The following is a 15,647-nucleotide window of genomic DNA, read 5'->3' as shown; positions in this document are numbered from 1 at the left end:
GGCTCTTCCCGTTCACTTTTTCTTATCTCCCCCTCCCGCTTTTATTCGTTGGACACCCCAACACCTCCCGTCCAAGAATGCGCCTGCACATGACAGGCTCGTTTCAACGCTGCAAAGCGACGCTTCCCGCGCGTAGACTCAAGGCTCGTCTTCAATGTTCGTCTGCACAGGAGATATCCTTTGGGCCGCCTGTTATTGAACTGTGACATCGGCGAAAGCTACGGCGCGTGGACCATGGGTCTGGATGCCGAAGTCATGCCGTTCATCGATTGCGCCAATATTGCCTGTGGTTTTCATGCGGGCGATCCCAGTGTCATGCGCAAGACCGTGGCCTTGGCGCTGAGCCATGACGTGACCATCGGTGCGCACCCTGCCTACCCGGACCTCGTGGGATTCGGCCGCCGCTCCATGGCCTGTTCGCCGCAAGAAATTCAGGACCTGCTGCATTACCAGATTGGCGCACTCGATGGTATTGCCCGTGCTCAGGGTGGTCGTGTCAGCTACGTCAAACCCCATGGCGCGATGTACAACGACATGATGGCCAATCCGACTCTGCTGCGTGCCGTCATCGAAGGCATCGCCCGTTACAACGCTGAACTGCCCTTGATGCTGCTGGCCATGCGTGACAACAGCGCAGCGCAAGCGATGGCCGATGAGTTCGGCGTCACGCTGTGGTTTGAAGCGTTCGCTGACCGTGCGTACGACAGCGTGGGGCGTCTGGTGGCGCGCAGCTTGCCGGGAGCGGTGCATCACGATCCGGAAACCATTATTGCCCAGGCGCTGACCTTGTCCCGGGGTGAACCCTTGATCGCCAGCGACGGCAGCGAACTGCTGCTTAACGCCGACACGCTCTGCGTGCATGGCGACAACGCCAGTTCCATCGCCGCCGTACAACGGATTCGTCAGGCCTTGGGCAAAACCCCGGCGCAGTTGTCCACCTCATGAATGTGTGTATCGAAGTCGTCGCGATCGATTGTTTGATGGTGCGTCTGTTCGACGCCATCGACGAAGCCAACATGCCGTGGATGATCGCGGCCAGCCTGCGTTTGCGCGAGGGCTTCGGTGCGCATCTGATTGATCTGGTGCCGTCGTACACCACATTGATGGTGCATTACGACCTGATGGCGCTTGATCCTGTCCAGGCGCGCGAGGTGATCGCGCAGGCCATGACCGACCTGTCGCCCGACGCCGCCAAACGCGGGCGGCAGCATGTGTTGCCGGTCTGGTACGACCTGAGCGTCGGCCCCGAGCTGACGTTGCTGTCCCGACGCAGTGGGTTGTCGGTGGATGAGGTGATCCGCCGCCACAGCCAGCGTGAATACCAGGTGTTTGCCTTGGGTTTCGCTCCCGGATTTGCCTTCATGGGCCTGGTCGAAGAGGTTCTGGCGGCGCCGCGTATCAATACCCCGCGCAAACGCGTGGCGGCAGGCAGTGTCGGGATCGCCGAACGCCAGACAGCGGCTTACCCGCTGGAGTCGCCGGGCGGCTGGAACATCCTGGGCCGCACGCCAGCGAAATTGTTTGATCGCGAGATCGATGGCTACAGCTTGATGCAGCCCGGCGACACCGTGCGTTTCGAGCCTGTGGAGCGCGCCGAATTCATTCGCCTGGGTGGCGACGACACCGCGCTGGAGGCGCTGGCATGACCGTGCTTACCGTAAAAAGCAGTACGCCGTTGTGCCTGCTTCAGGACGCCGGGCGGTTTGGCGTCCGCCATCTGGGCGTAACACAGGGCGGGGCGCTGGACTGGGTGTCGATGTCCTGGGCCAACAAGCTGCTCGACAACCCGCTGGACGCCGCCGTCGTAGAAATTACGCTTGGTGGACTGACGCTGGTCGCTGAAGCCGATTGTTGCCTGGCGTTGGCGGGCGCTGATCTGGGCGCGATGCTCGATGAGCGCTCGATTGCGCCCTGGCGCAGTTTCTTCGTTCGTCGTGGACAGCAATTGCGGTTTACCCAACCAGTCTCGGGCGCACGTGCTTATCTTGCGGCGCCCGGTGGATTCGACGCCGTTGAGGTTTTGGGCAGTTGCGCCACTGTCGGGCGCGAGAGACTGGGAGGGTTGCAGGGCGACGGCAAAGCGCTGGTCGAAGGCGATCAGTTGAAGTACTCAGGCACCTCCTTTGAGTTGCATGGGTTGCCTGACGGGTTGATTCCAGACGTGTGCGACGCGCGCCCGCTGGATGTCGTGCTTGGCGCGCAGATCGGCCAGTTCAGCGGCCTGAGCCTGTTCGATGCCTTCAACAGCGACTGGACCCTCGACAGCCGCGCCGACCGCATGGGCATACGCCTGCTGGGACCGGAGTTGGTGTATCAGGGCAAACCGATGATCTCCGAAGGCATTCCACTCGGCGCGATTCAGGTCCCGCCTGATGGTCAGCCTATCGTTCTGCTTACTGATCGCCAGACCATCGGCGGCTATCCAAGGCTTGGCGCATTGACGCCGCTTTCACTGGCGAGGCTGGCGCAGAAACTGCCGGGCACGGTGGTGCGGATGAGGGCGGTGGTGCAGGAGATGGCGCATCGCGAGCAGGTGGGGTGTCTGAATCGACTCGGTCTGCCGTTGTAGGAGCGTGGCTTGTCCCGCGATTGCATTATGTCTGTGACCTACAAGGTGTCTGACACTCCGCAATCGCGGGCAAGCGCGCTCCTACCGTCTCAGCATTACTTCGCCAGATACCGCATCCCTTCTTCCAGCCCGCGCAAGGTCAACGGGTACATCTGATCCTCGATCAAATCCCGCACGATGTTGGTCGAGGTGGTGTAGGCCCAGGCATCCTTGGGGTAGGGATTGATCCAGATGATCTTCTTGAACTTGGCCATGAAACGGTGCATCCACACGTAGCCTGCTTCTTCGTTCCAGTGCTCGACGCTGCCGCCGGGCTGGGTGATTTCGTAGGGCGCCATGGCGGCATCGCCAATGAAGATCACTTTGTAGTCGGCACCGTATTTGTGGAGCAGATCCTGGGTCGACGTGCGTTCCGAAGTGCGGCGCAAGTTGTTCTTCCACACCGATTCGTAGATGAAGTTGTGGAAGTAGAAATACTCCATGTGCTTGAACTCGGTCTTGCAGGCCGAGAACAGTTCTTCACAGATTTTCACGTGGGCGTCCATCGAGCCGCCGATGTCGAACAGGAGTAACAGCTTGATGGTGTTTCGGCGCTCGGGGCGCATCTGGATGTTCAGCAAGCCGGCATCGCGGGCGGTGTGGTCGATGGTGCCGTCGATGTCCAGTTCGTCTGCGGCGCCTTGGCGGGCGAATTTGCGCAGGCGCCGAAGGGCGACCTTGATGTTGCGCGTGCCCAGTTCGACCTGGTCGTCGAGATTCTTGTACTCACGCTGATCCCAGACCTTCGCCGCCTTGCCCTGACGCTTGCCGGCATCGCCCACACGAATACCTTCCGGATTGTAGCCGCCCGAACCAAACGGGCTGGTACCGCCGGTGCCGATCCATTTATTGCCGCCTGCGTGGCGTTCTTTCTGTTCTTCCAGCCGCTTCTTGAATTCCTCGATGAGTTTGTCGAGCCCCCCAAGGGATTGAATCTGCGCGCGCTCTTCATCCGTCAGCGAGCGCTCGAATTCCTTGCGCAGCCAGTCTTCGGGAATCAGCGCCTGCAGGTGATCGTCGAGTTTTTCGAGGCCGTTGAAATAGGCGCCGAAGGCCCGGTCGAACTTGTCGTAATGGCGCTCGTCCTTGACCAGAATCGCCCGCGACAAGTAGTAGAACTCGTCCATGTCGGCGAAGGTCACCCGCTGTTTCAGGGCATTGATCAGGTCCAGCAGCTCACGCACCGAGACCGGCACCTTGGCGGCGCGCATTTCGTTGAACAGGTTGAGCAACATGATGGGTGTCCCGCACTTATCCCAAAGAGCTTAGCGATTGCCACGACGGCTCATGAACGCCAGACGCTCAAGCAATTGCACGTCCTGCTCGTTCTTCACCAGCGCGCCCGCCAGCGGCGGAATGGCCTTGGTCGGATCGCGTTCGCGCAGCACCGCTTCGCCGATGTTGTCGGCCATCAGCAGTTTCAGCCAGTCCACCAGTTCCGAGGTAGACGGCTTCTTCTTGAGCCCCGGGACTTTGCGCACATCGAAGAACACGTCCAGCGCTTCGCTGACCAGGTCTTTTTTGATGTCCGGATAGTGCACGTCGACGATCCGCTGCAGGGTGGGGCGGTCAGGGAAGGCGATGTAGTGGAAGAAACAGCGGCGCAGGAAGGCGTCCGGCAGTTCCTTTTCGTTGTTCGAGGTAATGATGATGATCGGGCGCTTCTTGGCCTTGATCGTCTCGTCGATCTCGTAAACGTAGAACTCCATCTTGTCGAGTTCTTGCAACAGGTCGTTGGGGAATTCGATGTCGGCCTTGTCGATCTCGTCGATCAGCAGGATCACGCGTTCGTCCGATTCGAACGCCTCCCAGAGCTTGCCCTTCTTCAAGTAGTTGCGCACGTCGTGGACTTTGTCGACGCCCAGCTGCGAGTCGCGCAGGCGGCTGACCGCGTCGTACTCGTACAGGCCCTGATGGGCCTTGGTGGTCGATTTGATGTGCCAGGTGATCAGCTTGGCGCCGAAGGATTCGGCCAGTTGCTCGGCGAGCATGGTCTTGCCCGTGCCCGGCTCGCCTTTGACCAGCAGCGGACGCTCCAGGGTAATGGCAGCGTTGACCGCCAGCTTCAGGTCGTTGGTCGCGACATAGGCAGAAGTGCCTTCGAACTTCATCGAAAAATCCTCGAACATGGCGCCTGGGCAACACACCCAGACAGCCGGAATCAGAAAAAGAGCATGCCGCGACTATAACGCGCGGCCCGCACGCCTGTGAACGCAGACGCTTTATTCAGTTGCTGAATGGCGGGTCGTGCTTTGACCACGCTTACGTTGAATCTTTGAGAGTGAACATGCTCACGAGGACTGGCCTTCATCCACTAGCGAGGGGCAGTTCTTGAGCCTTCGTGAGCAGGCTTACGCCCACAGTAGAAGGGGCAATCACCCCGCCTCTTTCTTGCCACTGTCATACCGCGTATTGAACGCCTGCACGAACGCGTTGCGCAGGATCTGCAGAAACGCCTGGAATGCGCTGATGTCCTGTTTGTGTACGCTGCCGCTGAGTTCGACGCGGGTGGCGAACTGGTTTTTGCGCTGGTTCTTGAGCACGGTTTCGCTGGCGCCGACCATGGCTTCCCAGATGGAGCGGAAGAAGCCCTTGTTCTGGTTTTCGACGTCTTGCTGCCAGTTGAAGATGTCCACATCGCGCAGCAACGGTTTGATGTAGCCGCTGAGCTGACCCTTTTTGGCTTGAGCCTCGATCACGATGTCGCCATTGCCCGCGTTGAAGTCGAACTTGCCATACGCCGACGCGAAGTCGTTCATCTGTTTGAGTTGCACACCGGTCGCCCGGAGTTTGAAGTCGAAGTCTTCGAAGTTGCTCAACGGGTCGAACGTGGCAGTGCTTTCCAACGGCGCATTGCCCAGCAGCATCGCCTTGCCGTCGAAGCGGGCCTCGCGATTGCCTGCGATGTTGGTCAGGTTGTAGATGCTGGCATTGACCTTGTCCGCTTCGATTTTCACTTTGGGTGTTGAGTTGAAGTTGTTAAAGGTGATCTTGCCATCGTCGACTCGCAGCTCATTGAGGGTGATTGGCAGCAGCTTGTTCAATTGATCCTGCCAGTCAGTGCCTGTACCGGTCTGCGACTGCTGTTTGTCGGGACCACCGTCGACAAAGTTGAGCTCAGGGCTGAGAAACGCAACCTCTGCCACCACCGCATGGTCGTACCAGAGTGAGTGCCAACTGACAGCAATGTCGATCACCGGTGCTTTGAGCAGCGGAACGGGAACCTTACCGTCTACTTTGACGATATTCAGGCCGTTGATCTGGTAAGCGCCGCGCCACAGGGCCAGGTCCACATCGGTGATGTGCCCGCGGTAATCGCCCATGTCGGCAAGTTTGTTGTTCAGGTAATTGCGCACCACATAAGGTAACGCGATGTGAACGGCGATCAGTACGACGATGAGGCCAACGACTGTCCACAGTGGCCAGCTATAGCGACGTTTCATGGTAGCGCTCTCCGGTGACGTAGAGGTGTTGACTGTCGGCGTTGTCATCCGTTCGCTACGACTGGACGCATCACGTGCTCAAGGCATAGGCTTTGGGCTTTTCCCACCTGCACAAGGACCCGGTCATGAGCCGTATTTACGCAGATAACGCCCATTCCATCGGCAATACGCCTCTGGTGCAGATCAACCGCATCGCACCGCGCGGCGTCACCATTCTGGCCAAAATCGAAGGGCGTAATCCGGGGTATTCGGTCAAGTGCCGCATTGGCGCGAACATGATCTGGGACGCGGAAAGCAGCGGCAAACTCAAATCGGGCATGACCATTGTCGAGCCCACGTCCGGCAACACCGGTATCGGGCTGGCGTTCGTCGCCGCTGCGCGCGGCTACAAGCTGATGCTGACCATGCCCGCGTCGATGAGCATCGAGCGGCGCAAGGTGCTCAAGGCGCTGGGTGCCGAGCTGGTGTTGACCGAACCCGCCAAAGGCATGAAAGGCGCCATCGCCAAAGCCGAAGAGCTGGTGGCGAGTGAGCCGGACCAGTACTTCATGCCCGGGCAGTTCGAGAACCCGGCCAACCCGGCGATTCATGAAAAGACCACCGGCCCGGAAATCTGGAACGACACCGATGGTGCTATCGATGTGCTGGTCGCAGGCGTCGGCACGGGCGGCACGATCACCGGTGTTTCGCGTTACATCAAGCACGCTATGGGCAAGCCGATCCTCTCGGTGGCGGTCGAACCGATGATTTCCCCCATCATCACGCAAGCCATGGCCGGCCAGGAAATCACCCCCAGCCCGCACAAGATCCAGGGCATTGGCGCGGGTTTCATTCCGAAGAACCTTGACCTGTCCATCGTCGACCGGGTGGAACTGGTCAGCGACGAAGAAGCCAAGGCCATGGCATTGCGGCTGATGCAGGAGGAGGGGATTCTCTGCGGGATTTCCTGCGGCGCGGCGATGGCGGCCGCCGTGCGCCTGGCTGAGAAGCCGGAGATGCAGGGCAAGACAATCGTGGTGGTGCTGCCGGATTCGGGTGAGCGTTACCTGTCCAGCATGCTCTTCAGTGACCTGTTCACTGAACAGGAGCTGACCCAATAGTCGCATGCCGGGACGCTTCGGCTTTTTACCGGATCGACTAAGGCTTATGATGGCGGCCATTCAGAGCCGCTGGATTATTGTTTCAGATCATCTTGCGGGGTTTGCAGTGAATTAGAATCTTTGGCCGCGCTCTGCTTCCGGGCGCGGCCCGTAGGAGCGTGGCTTGTCCCGCGATCTGGCGCACAGCGGCAGCAGAACCTGTCAATGCTGTGTATCAGATGCAGGTGAGTCGTGAGCGTTTGTAGCCGGTTCCCGGCCAATCGTCCGGATGCGGCCCAGACACAAGCCACGCTCCTACAATGGTTATTCAGCGCAACGATGTTATCTGCCGGTTTCAAGGAGAGTTTCATGACCCTTTCTTTTGCTGCCAAAGCGGCGATTCTGCTGCTGTTTGTGGGCAGCACGCTGTACGTGCATCTGCGCGGCAAGGCGCGTTTGCCTGTGCTGCGGCAGTTCGTGAACCACTCCGCGCTGTTTGCTCCGTACAACGCGTTGATGTACCTGTTTTCCAGCGTGCCGTCCAAACCTTACCTGGACCGCAGCAAGTTTCCCGAGCTCGACGTTTTGCGCGATAACTGGGAAACCATCCGCGACGAAGCGATGCACCTGTTTGACGAGGGGTATATTCGCGCCGCCGCCAAGGACAACGATGCCGGTTTTGGCTCGTTCTTCAAGAAAGGCTGGAAGCGTTTTTACCTGAAGTGGTACGACAAACCGCTGCCTTCCGCCGAGGCGCTGTGCCCGAAAACCGTCGAACTGGTCAGCCGTATTCCCAACGTGAAAGGCGCCATGTTCGCGCTGCTGCCGGGCGGCAGTCACCTGAACCCGCACCGTGACCCCTTCGCCGGTTCCCTGCGTTATCACCTAGGGCTGTCGACGCCGAACTCCGACGATTGCCGGATCTTCGTCGACGGCAAGGTTTACGCCTGGCGCGATGGTGAAGACGTGATGTTCGACGAGACCTACGTACACTGGGTCAAGAACGAAACCGACGTCACCCGGGTGATTCTGTTCTGCGACATCGAGCGCCCGCTGAGCAATCGTTTCATGACCTCGATCAACCGCAGCGTCAGTGCGTTTCTCGGTCGCGCCACGGCGCCGCAGAACACCGATGACGAACGCGTCGGCGGGATCAACCAGGCCTATGCCTTCAGCAAGCGCTTCAGCAATGCGTTCAGCGGCAAGGTGAAACAGTTCAAGCGCGCCAACCCCAAGGCGTATCGCATCCTGCGTCCTGTGCTGGCGGTGATCGTGCTGACCCTGCTCGGCTACTGGCTGTTTGGCTGAAAACTAAACGTTGCATCACGCACCGCGCGCTGGTTATATTCAGCGCCGGTGTTTTGAAACCTGTCGAAACACTCCACCTCATTCCGATGAAGATCAGCGCCATGCCTGCTTCCCACCTTCAGTTCGTGTTCGACACCGCAGCCCAGTCTGCTGTTGTTCCGTGCGGGTGCATGCAGGTCGCCTTCATCACGCGTTATCCCCCACCTTCTCCTGTGAGCAGCCCGGTCGTGTGCGTCGTCGCACCGCCAGGCGTCGTTGTGCTCGGCTGATCGACCGCTCCTCGGCTGTCGATTCACGCCTGCAAACGCCAACAAAACATCCGTGAATCCGGTTCTGCGCCGGGTCCGATTTTGTCTGAATCACAGGTGACACCATGTTTGCGAATAAAGCCCTGGCCTCAATGGCCACGACCACGCTGTTTGTCCTGCTCTGGAGTAGCGGGGCGATCGTATCCAAGTGGGGTCTGGCGCACGCATCCCCCTTTGCGTTTCTGTTTTTCCGTTTCGTGCTGGCGCTGATCGCGCTGGCGATCCTGATCCCGACCCTGGGCTACAAGCTCCCCGGCACGCGTCAGTCGATGCTTTACGCCATCGCCACCGGCGCCGTGTTGTTGGGCGCCTACCAGATCTGCTACCTGCTGGCGCTGGACATGAAAGTCGCGCCAGGCGTCATGGCGACGATCATGGGGGTTCAGCCGATCCTCACCGCCGTACTGGTTGAGCGCAGTCGTTCCGGCTCGCGGATGTTCGGGCTGTGCCTGGGGCTGGCGGGCCTGGTGCTGGTGGTCTATCAAGGCATCGGTGACGGTGGCTCGCTGGCCGGCATGGCGTTCGGGGTCCTGGGCATGCTGAGCATGACCGGTGGTTCGATCATGCAGAAACGCATCACTGACAATCCGTTGGGCACGCTGCCGGTTCAGTACTTGGCGGGTGCCGTCGTGTGCGCGGTGTTCGTCCCGTTTCAGCCGTTCCATTTCGAGCACAGCCTCGGCTTCTACGTGCCGGTGCTGTACATGGGGCTGGTGGTGTCGGTACTGGCGACCTTCCTGCTGTATCGGCTGATCGCCCAGGGCAATCTGGTGAACGTGACCAGCCTGTTCTATCTGGTGCCCGCTGTGACCGCGATCATGGACTACCTGATCTTCGGCAATCGCCTCGCATGGCTGAGCATGCTGGGGATGGTGCTGATCGTGGTGGGGCTGGCGTTTGTGTTCAGGAAAGTGAAGTAGCCCGACGCGACTGTTGCCAGATGAACGCGCTCCGGTGACGGAGCCGTTCCACTGCTAAGCTCGGCACTGGAATGATCACGAGATACTCCAATGTCCTCGCCTTGGCCTGCTGCCGACATCGCCCGTCTGATCCTTGAAGGTTTCGACGATTACCGTGATCAGTTCCGTCGCATTACCGAGGGGGCTCGAACCCGCTTTGAGCAGGCGCTGTGGCAGGAAGCGCAGGCCGCGTCGGCGGCGCGAATCAATCTGTACGAGGAGAAGGTCGGCGAGGTCACCGCCCGGTTGACCGAGACGTTCGCCCGCGACCTGTTGCTGGACGCCGAGCACTGGCCTCAGGTCAAGGGCGCGTACATCGAGCGCATCGACCCGCGCCTGGACGATGAGCTGGCGGAGACCTGGTACAACTCGGTCTTTTGCGGCCTTTTCAGTCATGACCTGATCAGCGACGCGTGCATGTTCATTCACACCACCCGGCCTGCGTCACGCCACCATCAGGGGACGCCGCAAACACGTACGTACCGTCCACAGGGTGATTTGTTGGCGATGCTGGCTGAGGTGTTCAGCGACTACCGCTTCACCGTCGCCTACGCCGACCTCGCCCGCGATCTGCAACGGCTTGAAGCCCTGCTGCGCGAAACGCTACCCGACTGGGTCTGCAAGGACACGGCGCTGACGGTTGAGCTGTTTTCCTCTGTCCTGTATCGCAACAAGGGCGCATATCTGGTCGGCCGCATTTACACCCTCGACGAACAATGGCCACTGGCGATCGCGCTGCTGCACCGCGAAGGGCAGGGTGTGCAGATCGATACGTTGATCACCGACGAGGCCGAGGTGTCGATCATCTTCTCGTTCACGCGTTCGTACTTCATGGTCGATGTGCCGGTGCCGGCCGAGTTCGTCGGTTTTCTGAAAGGCATTCTGCCGGGCAAGCACATGGCCGAGCTGTACACCTCGATCGGTTTCTACAAGCACGGCAAATCCGAGTTCTATCGTGCGCTGATCAGGCATCTGGCCGACACCGATGATCGTTTCATCATGGCGCCAGGCGTTCGGGGCATGGTCATGAGTGTGTTCACGCTGCCGGGTTTCAACACCGTATTCAAAATCATCAAGGATCGTTTTTCGCCGTCCAAGAACGTTGATCGGGCCACGGTGATCGAGAAATACCGGCTGGTGAAAAACGTCGATCGGGTAGGGCGTATGGCCGACACCCAGGAATTCGCCGACTTCCGCTTTTCCGTGACTCAGTTCGATCCGCAGTGTCTGCAAGAGCTCCTGGACGTTGCCCCGTCGACAGTCGTGCTCGAAGGCGACACGGTCTTGATTCGTCACTGCTGGACCGAACGCCGCATGACGCCGCTCAATCTGTACCTGGAAAACGCCAGCGAGGCGCAGGTGCTGGAGGCTCTGGACGATTATGGGTTGGCGATCAAACAGCTGGCGGCGGCCAATATTTTCCCGGGCGACATGCTGCTGAAAAACTTCGGCGTCACCCGGCATGGGCGGGTGGTGTTTTATGACTATGACGAGATCTGTTATCTGACCGAGGCCAACTTCCGGCGGATTCCCGAGCCGCGCACACCGGAAGACGAGATGGCGTCCGAGCCGTGGTATTCGATTGGGCCCCTCGACGTGTTTCCCGAAGAGTTTCCGCCGTTTCTGTTCGCCGACCCGGGCCAGCGCCGACTGTTCAATAGCCTCCACGGCGAGCTGTACGACGCCGATTACTGGAAGGGCGTGCAGGCGGCGATCCGGGCGGGGAAGGTGATCGATGTGTTTCCGTATCGCAGGAAGTCGATGCAATCATTGTAGGAGCGAGGCTTGTGCCTGGGCCGCATCCGGACGATCTGCCGGAAACCGGCAGCGAACCCAGCATCCGCACTGTATCTGACACAACGCGTTTGCAGGTTTCACGACGACTACGTCGCCGATCGCGGGACAAGCCTCGCTCCTACAGGAACTGCGTACTCAGCTAAGGCTCACATGCCGACTCAACAACGCCCTCAGCGCCGCCGGCTTCACCGGTTTGGCGAGGTATTCCAGCCCTGCCGCGTGCACCTGTGCCACCAGTTCGGGGCGACCATCGGCACTGATCAGCACGCCCGGCACCGGTTCACCCAGTTGGGTGCGCAGCCAGGCCATCAGTTCTGTGCCGGTCTCGCCGTGGTCAAGGTGATAGTCGACCAGCGCGAGGTGCGGACGGATGCCGTCGTCGAGCAGCGCCTGGCACTCCTCGCGATTGCGCGCGGTCCACACCTGACAACCCCAACGACTCAACAAGCTGTTCATGCCGATCAGGATGCTGTCTTCGTTGTCGATGCACAGCACCTGCGTGCCGTTGAGCGCTGTTTTTTTAGGCTCGGCGGTGATGGGGGGCGGCAACGTTTGCGAACGCGCCAGTGGCACCGTCACGCTGAAGACGCTGCCTTTCCCCGGCCATGAGCGCACCTCCAGCGTATGGCCCAGCACGCGACAGAAGCCGTCGGCGATAGCCAGACCTAACCCCAGTCCCTTTTCTGCGCGCGTTTGATGACTGTCCAGGCGTTTGAACTCCTCGAAAATCACCTGACGTTTGTCCTCTGGAATGCCCGGTCCACGGTCCCAGACTTCCAGACTCAGATGGTCGCCTTTGCGACGCACGCCCAGCAGGATCGGTCCTTTGGCGTAGCGGAAGGCATTGGTCAGGAAGTTCTGCAGCACCCGGCGCAGCAGCTTCACATCGCTGGCGACCCGCAGCCGACTGCCACGCACGCGAAAGCTCAGACCTTGCTCCTGCGCCAGTGCCTTGAACTCCGCGCCTAGCGTGTCGAACAGATTATTGAGCGGGAACGGTGCGACGGTCGGGGTGAACTTGCCGTTTTCCAGGCGGGAAATGTCCAGCAGGTCGCTGATCAGGTCTTCCGCCGAACGCAGTGAACTGTCCAGGTGATGGATCAGTTTCCGGGCTTCATCGGGCACGTTGTCGTCGGTGTGCAACAAGGCAGCGGAGAACAGGCGCGCGGCGTTCATGGGTTGCATCAAGTCATGACTGACCGCTGCCAGAAATCGCGTTTTCGACTGGTTGGCGGCTTCGGCGTGGGCCTTGGCCTCGGTGAGCGCCAGGTTCAGTTGCGACAGTTCATGTGTGCGTTCGGCAACCCGCTGCTCCAGGCTTTCGTTGACGCCCTTGAGCGCCTGCTCGGCTTCGCGGAAGGCGGTGATGTCAGTGAAGCTCATGACGAAACCGCCGCCGGGCATCGGGTTGCCGATCAGCTCGATCACCCGGCCGTTGGGGAACAGTCGCTCGGACGTGTGTGCACGGCCCTGACGCATCCAGTGCAGGCGTCGGGCGACATGCACTTCGGCTTCGCCGGGTCCTAGCAGGCCGCGCTCGGCGTTGTAGCGAATGATGTCGGCGATCGGCCTGCCGACGGCGATCAGCCCGTCCGGGTAGTTGAACAGCTCAAGATAGCGGTCGTTCCAGGCCACCAGCTTCAGCGACTGGTCCACCACGCTGATGCCCTGGGTGATGTTCTCGATGGCGCCTTGCAGCAACGCCCGGTTGAACTGCAGGACCTCGGAGGCTTCGTCGGCAATGCGCACCACGTCCTCGAGCTGCATGTCGCGGCCTTCGATGGCGGCCTTGACCACCGCACGGGTGGACGACGTCCCGAGTACACCCGCCAGCAGCCGTTCGGTGTGAGCGATCCACTCTCCGTTGGCGTTCTGGTTCGGGTTAAAGCCTTTGCCCTGGCGATAGGCGAAGCGGATGAAGCTTTGCTGGGCGCGCTCTTCGCCGACGAAGCGCGCCGACAGTTTGAGCAAGTCCTCGATCTGCACGGCCAGCAGCGAGCGATTGTTGGGGCGTGCCTGCAATTCCTGACCGATGAACCGGCCGGCCTGCCAGTGCTCCGACACGCGCGTGCGAGACAGCAGCGAAACCCAGGCAAACAGAATGAAATTGCCTGCCATCGACAGCACCACACCTTGGGTAAGGGGGCTGATCGGCAGGTGGAACGGGTTGCTGTGCAGCCAGGCCAGCAGCGGGAAACTGCTCAGCGCCCACCCCATGCTGTGTGCAATCAAGGGCAGTACGAGGGTGTAGAACCAGATAAAGACACCGGCCGCCAGCCCTGCGAATACGCCTCGACGGTTGGCGGGCTTCCAGTAAAGCGCGCCGATCATTGCCGGCGCCAATTGAGTGATCGCAGCGAACGCAATCTGGCCGATGGTCGCCAGGCTCGCCGTCGAGCCCAGCAATCGGTAGCTCACGTACGCCAGCAGCAAAATCGCCACGATACTCACGCGGCGTACCGAGAGCATCCAGTAGCGGAACACCTCAAAAGGACGCTCGGCGGTTTTACGGCGCAGCAGCCATGGCAGCAACATGTCGTTGGACACCATGGTCGACAGGGCCACGCTGGCGACGATCACCATGCCGGTCGCGGCCGAGGCGCCGCCGATGAACGCCAGCATCGCCAAGGCAGGATGCGCGTGGGCGAGGGGCACGCTGATCACGAAGGAGTCCGGGAGAACCGAACTTGGCAGCAACATCTGTCCCGCCAGCGCGATGGGCACCACGAACAATGCGGCGAGCAACAGGTAGGCGGGAAATACCCACTTGGCCAGACGCAAATCCTGAGGTTCGATGTTCTCCACCACCGTCACGTGAAACTGCCGGGGCAGGCACACGATGGCCATCATCGCGACGCCGGTTTGCACCACCATCGACGGCCAGTTGATCGTCTCTTTCCAGTATTCCTCGAGGCGCGGCGCGAGCATGGCCTGATTGAACAGGTCGTCGACCCCGTCGTACAGGCCGAAGGTCACGAAGACGCCGACCGCCATGAAGGCGAACAGCTTGACCAGCGACTCGAACGCGATGGCCAGTACCATGCCGCGGTGGTGCTCGGTGGCGTCGAGGTTGCGCGTGCCGAAAACGATAGTGAAGAGCGCCAGCACCAGCGAAACGATCAGTGCCGTGTCCTGCGCCCGCGTCCCCGCCGCATCGGCGCCTGCGCCGATCAGGATGTTCACGCCCAGCACGATGCCCTTGAGTTGCAGGGCGATGTAGGGCAGCACGCCAATCAGGCAGATCAGCGCGACGACGACTGCCAGCGACTGGGATTTGCCATAGCGCGCAGCGATGAAGTCGGCAATGGACGTGATGTTTTCCTGCTTGCTGATGAGCACCATCTTCTGCAGCACCCAGGGCGCCAGCACCATCATCACGATGGGCCCGAGGTAAATCGGCAGGAACGACCATAGCTGCTCGGCCGCCTGACCGACCGCACCGAAGAAGGTCCAGCTGGTGCAGTAGACCGCCAGCGACAGGCTGTACACCCACGCGCGCAATCGGGGCGGCAGGGCGCCGCTGCGACGGTCGCCGTAAAAGGCGATGGCGAACATGATGGCCATATAGGCCAGGGCGACGGCAGCGATCAGCCCGCTGGACAGCGACATGGGAACTCCAGATTCAAACAGGTCACGATTCGACGGCGATCCATCGCCGGTCAGACAGTCTCGCACGCCGCATCACGTTCGTCTGTCTCGACAAAGGTCTGAGCGGCGTGGTGTCGCGCAGCGTTAGCAAAATCAGACGACTCGGTTGTACCTGATACACCACATGCACAGGTCTTGCTGCCGCTGCGCGCCAGATCGCGGGCAAGCGCGCTCCTACAAGGTGGGGTGCGAAGGATCAATGCACGCATCAAGAGGCGAGGAGTGTTAGCTCCAGCCCACGCTGTTCACATACGCGACAGTCCAGACACCACAAATCGCGACTTGGGTGCAGGCCAAACGCAGACGACGCGCAGTGGGTCGAGTGGCATGGATGCCGCGAGAGCGCCGTCAGGGCATGGATGCCCGTTCGGCGCGGGCCCACGGAGCGTCGTCGGAGTGCGGGTACCCGACGCAGGAGGGCCCAACCAGGAGCCGGGCACTTTTGGTTACTTTTGGTGCCTTTTCAAAAGTGACCCGCCGGAGGGGCGGAAAGGTGA

At 60.6% G+C, this 15,647-nt stretch carries 11 protein-coding genes; 7 read left to right on the top strand and 4 right to left on the bottom strand.

The genetic code is table 11. The features are described 5' to 3' along the window. The first annotated feature begins 180 nt into the window (after positions 1 to 180). Genes BMY73_RS19430 through BMY73_RS19420 form a run of 3 tightly spaced genes read left to right on the top strand, consistent with a single transcriptional unit; the run spans position 181 to position 2,569 of the window. Positions 181 to 945: a 5-oxoprolinase subunit PxpA gene (locus BMY73_RS19430; protein ID WP_092409119.1), complete on the top strand. Its 765-nt coding sequence runs from the start codon at positions 181 to 183 to the stop codon at positions 943 to 945. Further along, positions 942 to 1,646, top strand: a complete 705-nt coding sequence (locus BMY73_RS19425; RefSeq protein WP_092409117.1) for a 5-oxoprolinase subunit B family protein — start codon at positions 942 to 944, stop codon at positions 1,644 to 1,646. The genes BMY73_RS19430 and BMY73_RS19425 overlap by 4 nt, the downstream gene beginning before the upstream one ends. Further along, complete coding sequence (locus BMY73_RS19420; protein ID WP_092409115.1) at positions 1,643 to 2,569, top strand: 5-oxoprolinase subunit C family protein; 927 nt, start codon at positions 1,643 to 1,645, stop codon at positions 2,567 to 2,569. The genes BMY73_RS19425 and BMY73_RS19420 overlap by 4 nt, the downstream gene beginning before the upstream one ends. 95 nt (positions 2,570 to 2,664) lie before the next feature. Here BMY73_RS19420 and BMY73_RS19415 read toward each other — a convergent pair whose 3' ends face one another. The 3 genes from BMY73_RS19415 to BMY73_RS19405 all read right to left on the bottom strand — a co-directional run bounded on the left by BMY73_RS19415 (position 2,665) and on the right by BMY73_RS19405 (position 6,051). Beyond that, a complete protein-coding gene (locus tag BMY73_RS19415; RefSeq protein ID WP_062382626.1) occupies positions 2,665 to 3,843 on the bottom strand; it encodes a vWA domain-containing protein in 1,179 nt (392 codons plus the stop codon). A 30-nt stretch (positions 3,844 to 3,873) separates the two neighbouring features. Then, positions 3,874 to 4,719, bottom strand: a complete 846-nt coding sequence (locus BMY73_RS19410) for an AAA family ATPase (protein WP_092409171.1) — start codon at positions 4,717 to 4,719, stop codon at positions 3,874 to 3,876. A gap of 264 nt (positions 4,720 to 4,983) precedes the next feature. Next, positions 4,984 to 6,051 (bottom strand): DUF748 domain-containing protein, encoded by a 1,068-nt coding sequence (locus tag BMY73_RS19405; RefSeq protein ID WP_092409113.1) that lies wholly within the window; start codon positions 6,049 to 6,051, stop codon positions 4,984 to 4,986. A 125-nt stretch (positions 6,052 to 6,176) separates the two neighbouring features. Here BMY73_RS19405 and cysK point away from each other — a divergent pair, with 125 nt between their 5' ends. The 4 genes from cysK (at position 6,177) to aceK (ending at position 11,481) form a co-directional block, all read left to right on the top strand. Then, positions 6,177 to 7,151, top strand: a complete 975-nt coding sequence (gene cysK, locus BMY73_RS19400) for a cysteine synthase A (RefSeq protein ID WP_092409111.1) — start codon at positions 6,177 to 6,179, stop codon at positions 7,149 to 7,151. A 348-nt stretch (positions 7,152 to 7,499) separates the two neighbouring features. Continuing rightward, a complete protein-coding gene (locus BMY73_RS19395; RefSeq protein WP_062382617.1) occupies positions 7,500 to 8,438 on the top strand; it encodes an aspartyl/asparaginyl beta-hydroxylase domain-containing protein in 939 nt (312 codons plus the stop codon). Positions 8,439 to 8,811: 373 nt separating this feature from the next. Further along, positions 8,812 to 9,666, top strand: a complete 855-nt coding sequence (locus tag BMY73_RS19390) for a DMT family transporter (RefSeq protein ID WP_092409109.1) — start codon at positions 8,812 to 8,814, stop codon at positions 9,664 to 9,666. 90 nt (positions 9,667 to 9,756) lie between these two features. Beyond that, the gene (gene aceK, locus BMY73_RS19385) at positions 9,757 to 11,481 is read left to right on the top strand and encodes a bifunctional isocitrate dehydrogenase kinase/phosphatase (protein WP_092409107.1); all 1,725 of its coding nucleotides are present in this window, start codon (positions 9,757 to 9,759) and stop codon (positions 11,479 to 11,481) included. A 156-nt stretch (positions 11,482 to 11,637) separates the two neighbouring features. Here the strand turns inward: aceK and BMY73_RS19380 are convergent, their stop codons facing one another. After that, a complete protein-coding gene (locus BMY73_RS19380) occupies positions 11,638 to 15,111 on the bottom strand; it encodes a hybrid sensor histidine kinase/response regulator (protein ID WP_092409105.1) in 3,474 nt (1,157 codons plus the stop codon). Positions 15,112 to 15,647 lie beyond the last annotated feature (536 nt).

Origin of the sequence: Pseudomonas sp. NFACC02 (genome assembly GCF_900110765.1) — a bacterium.
Classification (GTDB): domain Bacteria; phylum Pseudomonadota; class Gammaproteobacteria; order Pseudomonadales; family Pseudomonadaceae; genus Aquipseudomonas.
The sequence above is the reverse complement of the archived record's forward strand: the minus strand, read 5'-3'. Positions and strand labels throughout refer to the sequence as shown.

Coding starts and splice junctions, on each gene's coding strand:
- BMY73_RS19425 (WP_092409117.1), top strand. CDS start 942: ATGAATGTGTGTATCGAAGTCGTCGCGATCGATTGTTTGATGGTGCGT.
- BMY73_RS19420 (WP_092409115.1), top strand. CDS start 1,643: ATGACCGTGCTTACCGTAAAAAGCAGTACGCCGTTGTGCCTGCTTCAG.
- BMY73_RS19415 (WP_062382626.1), bottom strand. CDS start 3,843: ATGTTGCTCAACCTGTTCAACGAAATGCGCGCCGCCAAGGTGCCGGTC.
- BMY73_RS19410 (WP_092409171.1), bottom strand. CDS start 4,719: ATGAAGTTCGAAGGCACTTCTGCCTATGTCGCGACCAACGACCTGAAG.
- BMY73_RS19405 (WP_092409113.1), bottom strand. CDS start 6,051: ATGAAACGTCGCTATAGCTGGCCACTGTGGACAGTCGTTGGCCTCATC.
- cysK (WP_092409111.1), top strand. CDS start 6,177: ATGAGCCGTATTTACGCAGATAACGCCCATTCCATCGGCAATACGCCT.
- BMY73_RS19395 (WP_062382617.1), top strand. CDS start 7,500: ATGACCCTTTCTTTTGCTGCCAAAGCGGCGATTCTGCTGCTGTTTGTG.
- BMY73_RS19390 (WP_092409109.1), top strand. CDS start 8,812: ATGTTTGCGAATAAAGCCCTGGCCTCAATGGCCACGACCACGCTGTTT.
- aceK (WP_092409107.1), top strand. CDS start 9,757: ATGTCCTCGCCTTGGCCTGCTGCCGACATCGCCCGTCTGATCCTTGAA.
- BMY73_RS19380 (WP_092409105.1), bottom strand. CDS start 15,111: ATGTCGCTGTCCAGCGGGCTGATCGCTGCCGTCGCCCTGGCCTATATG.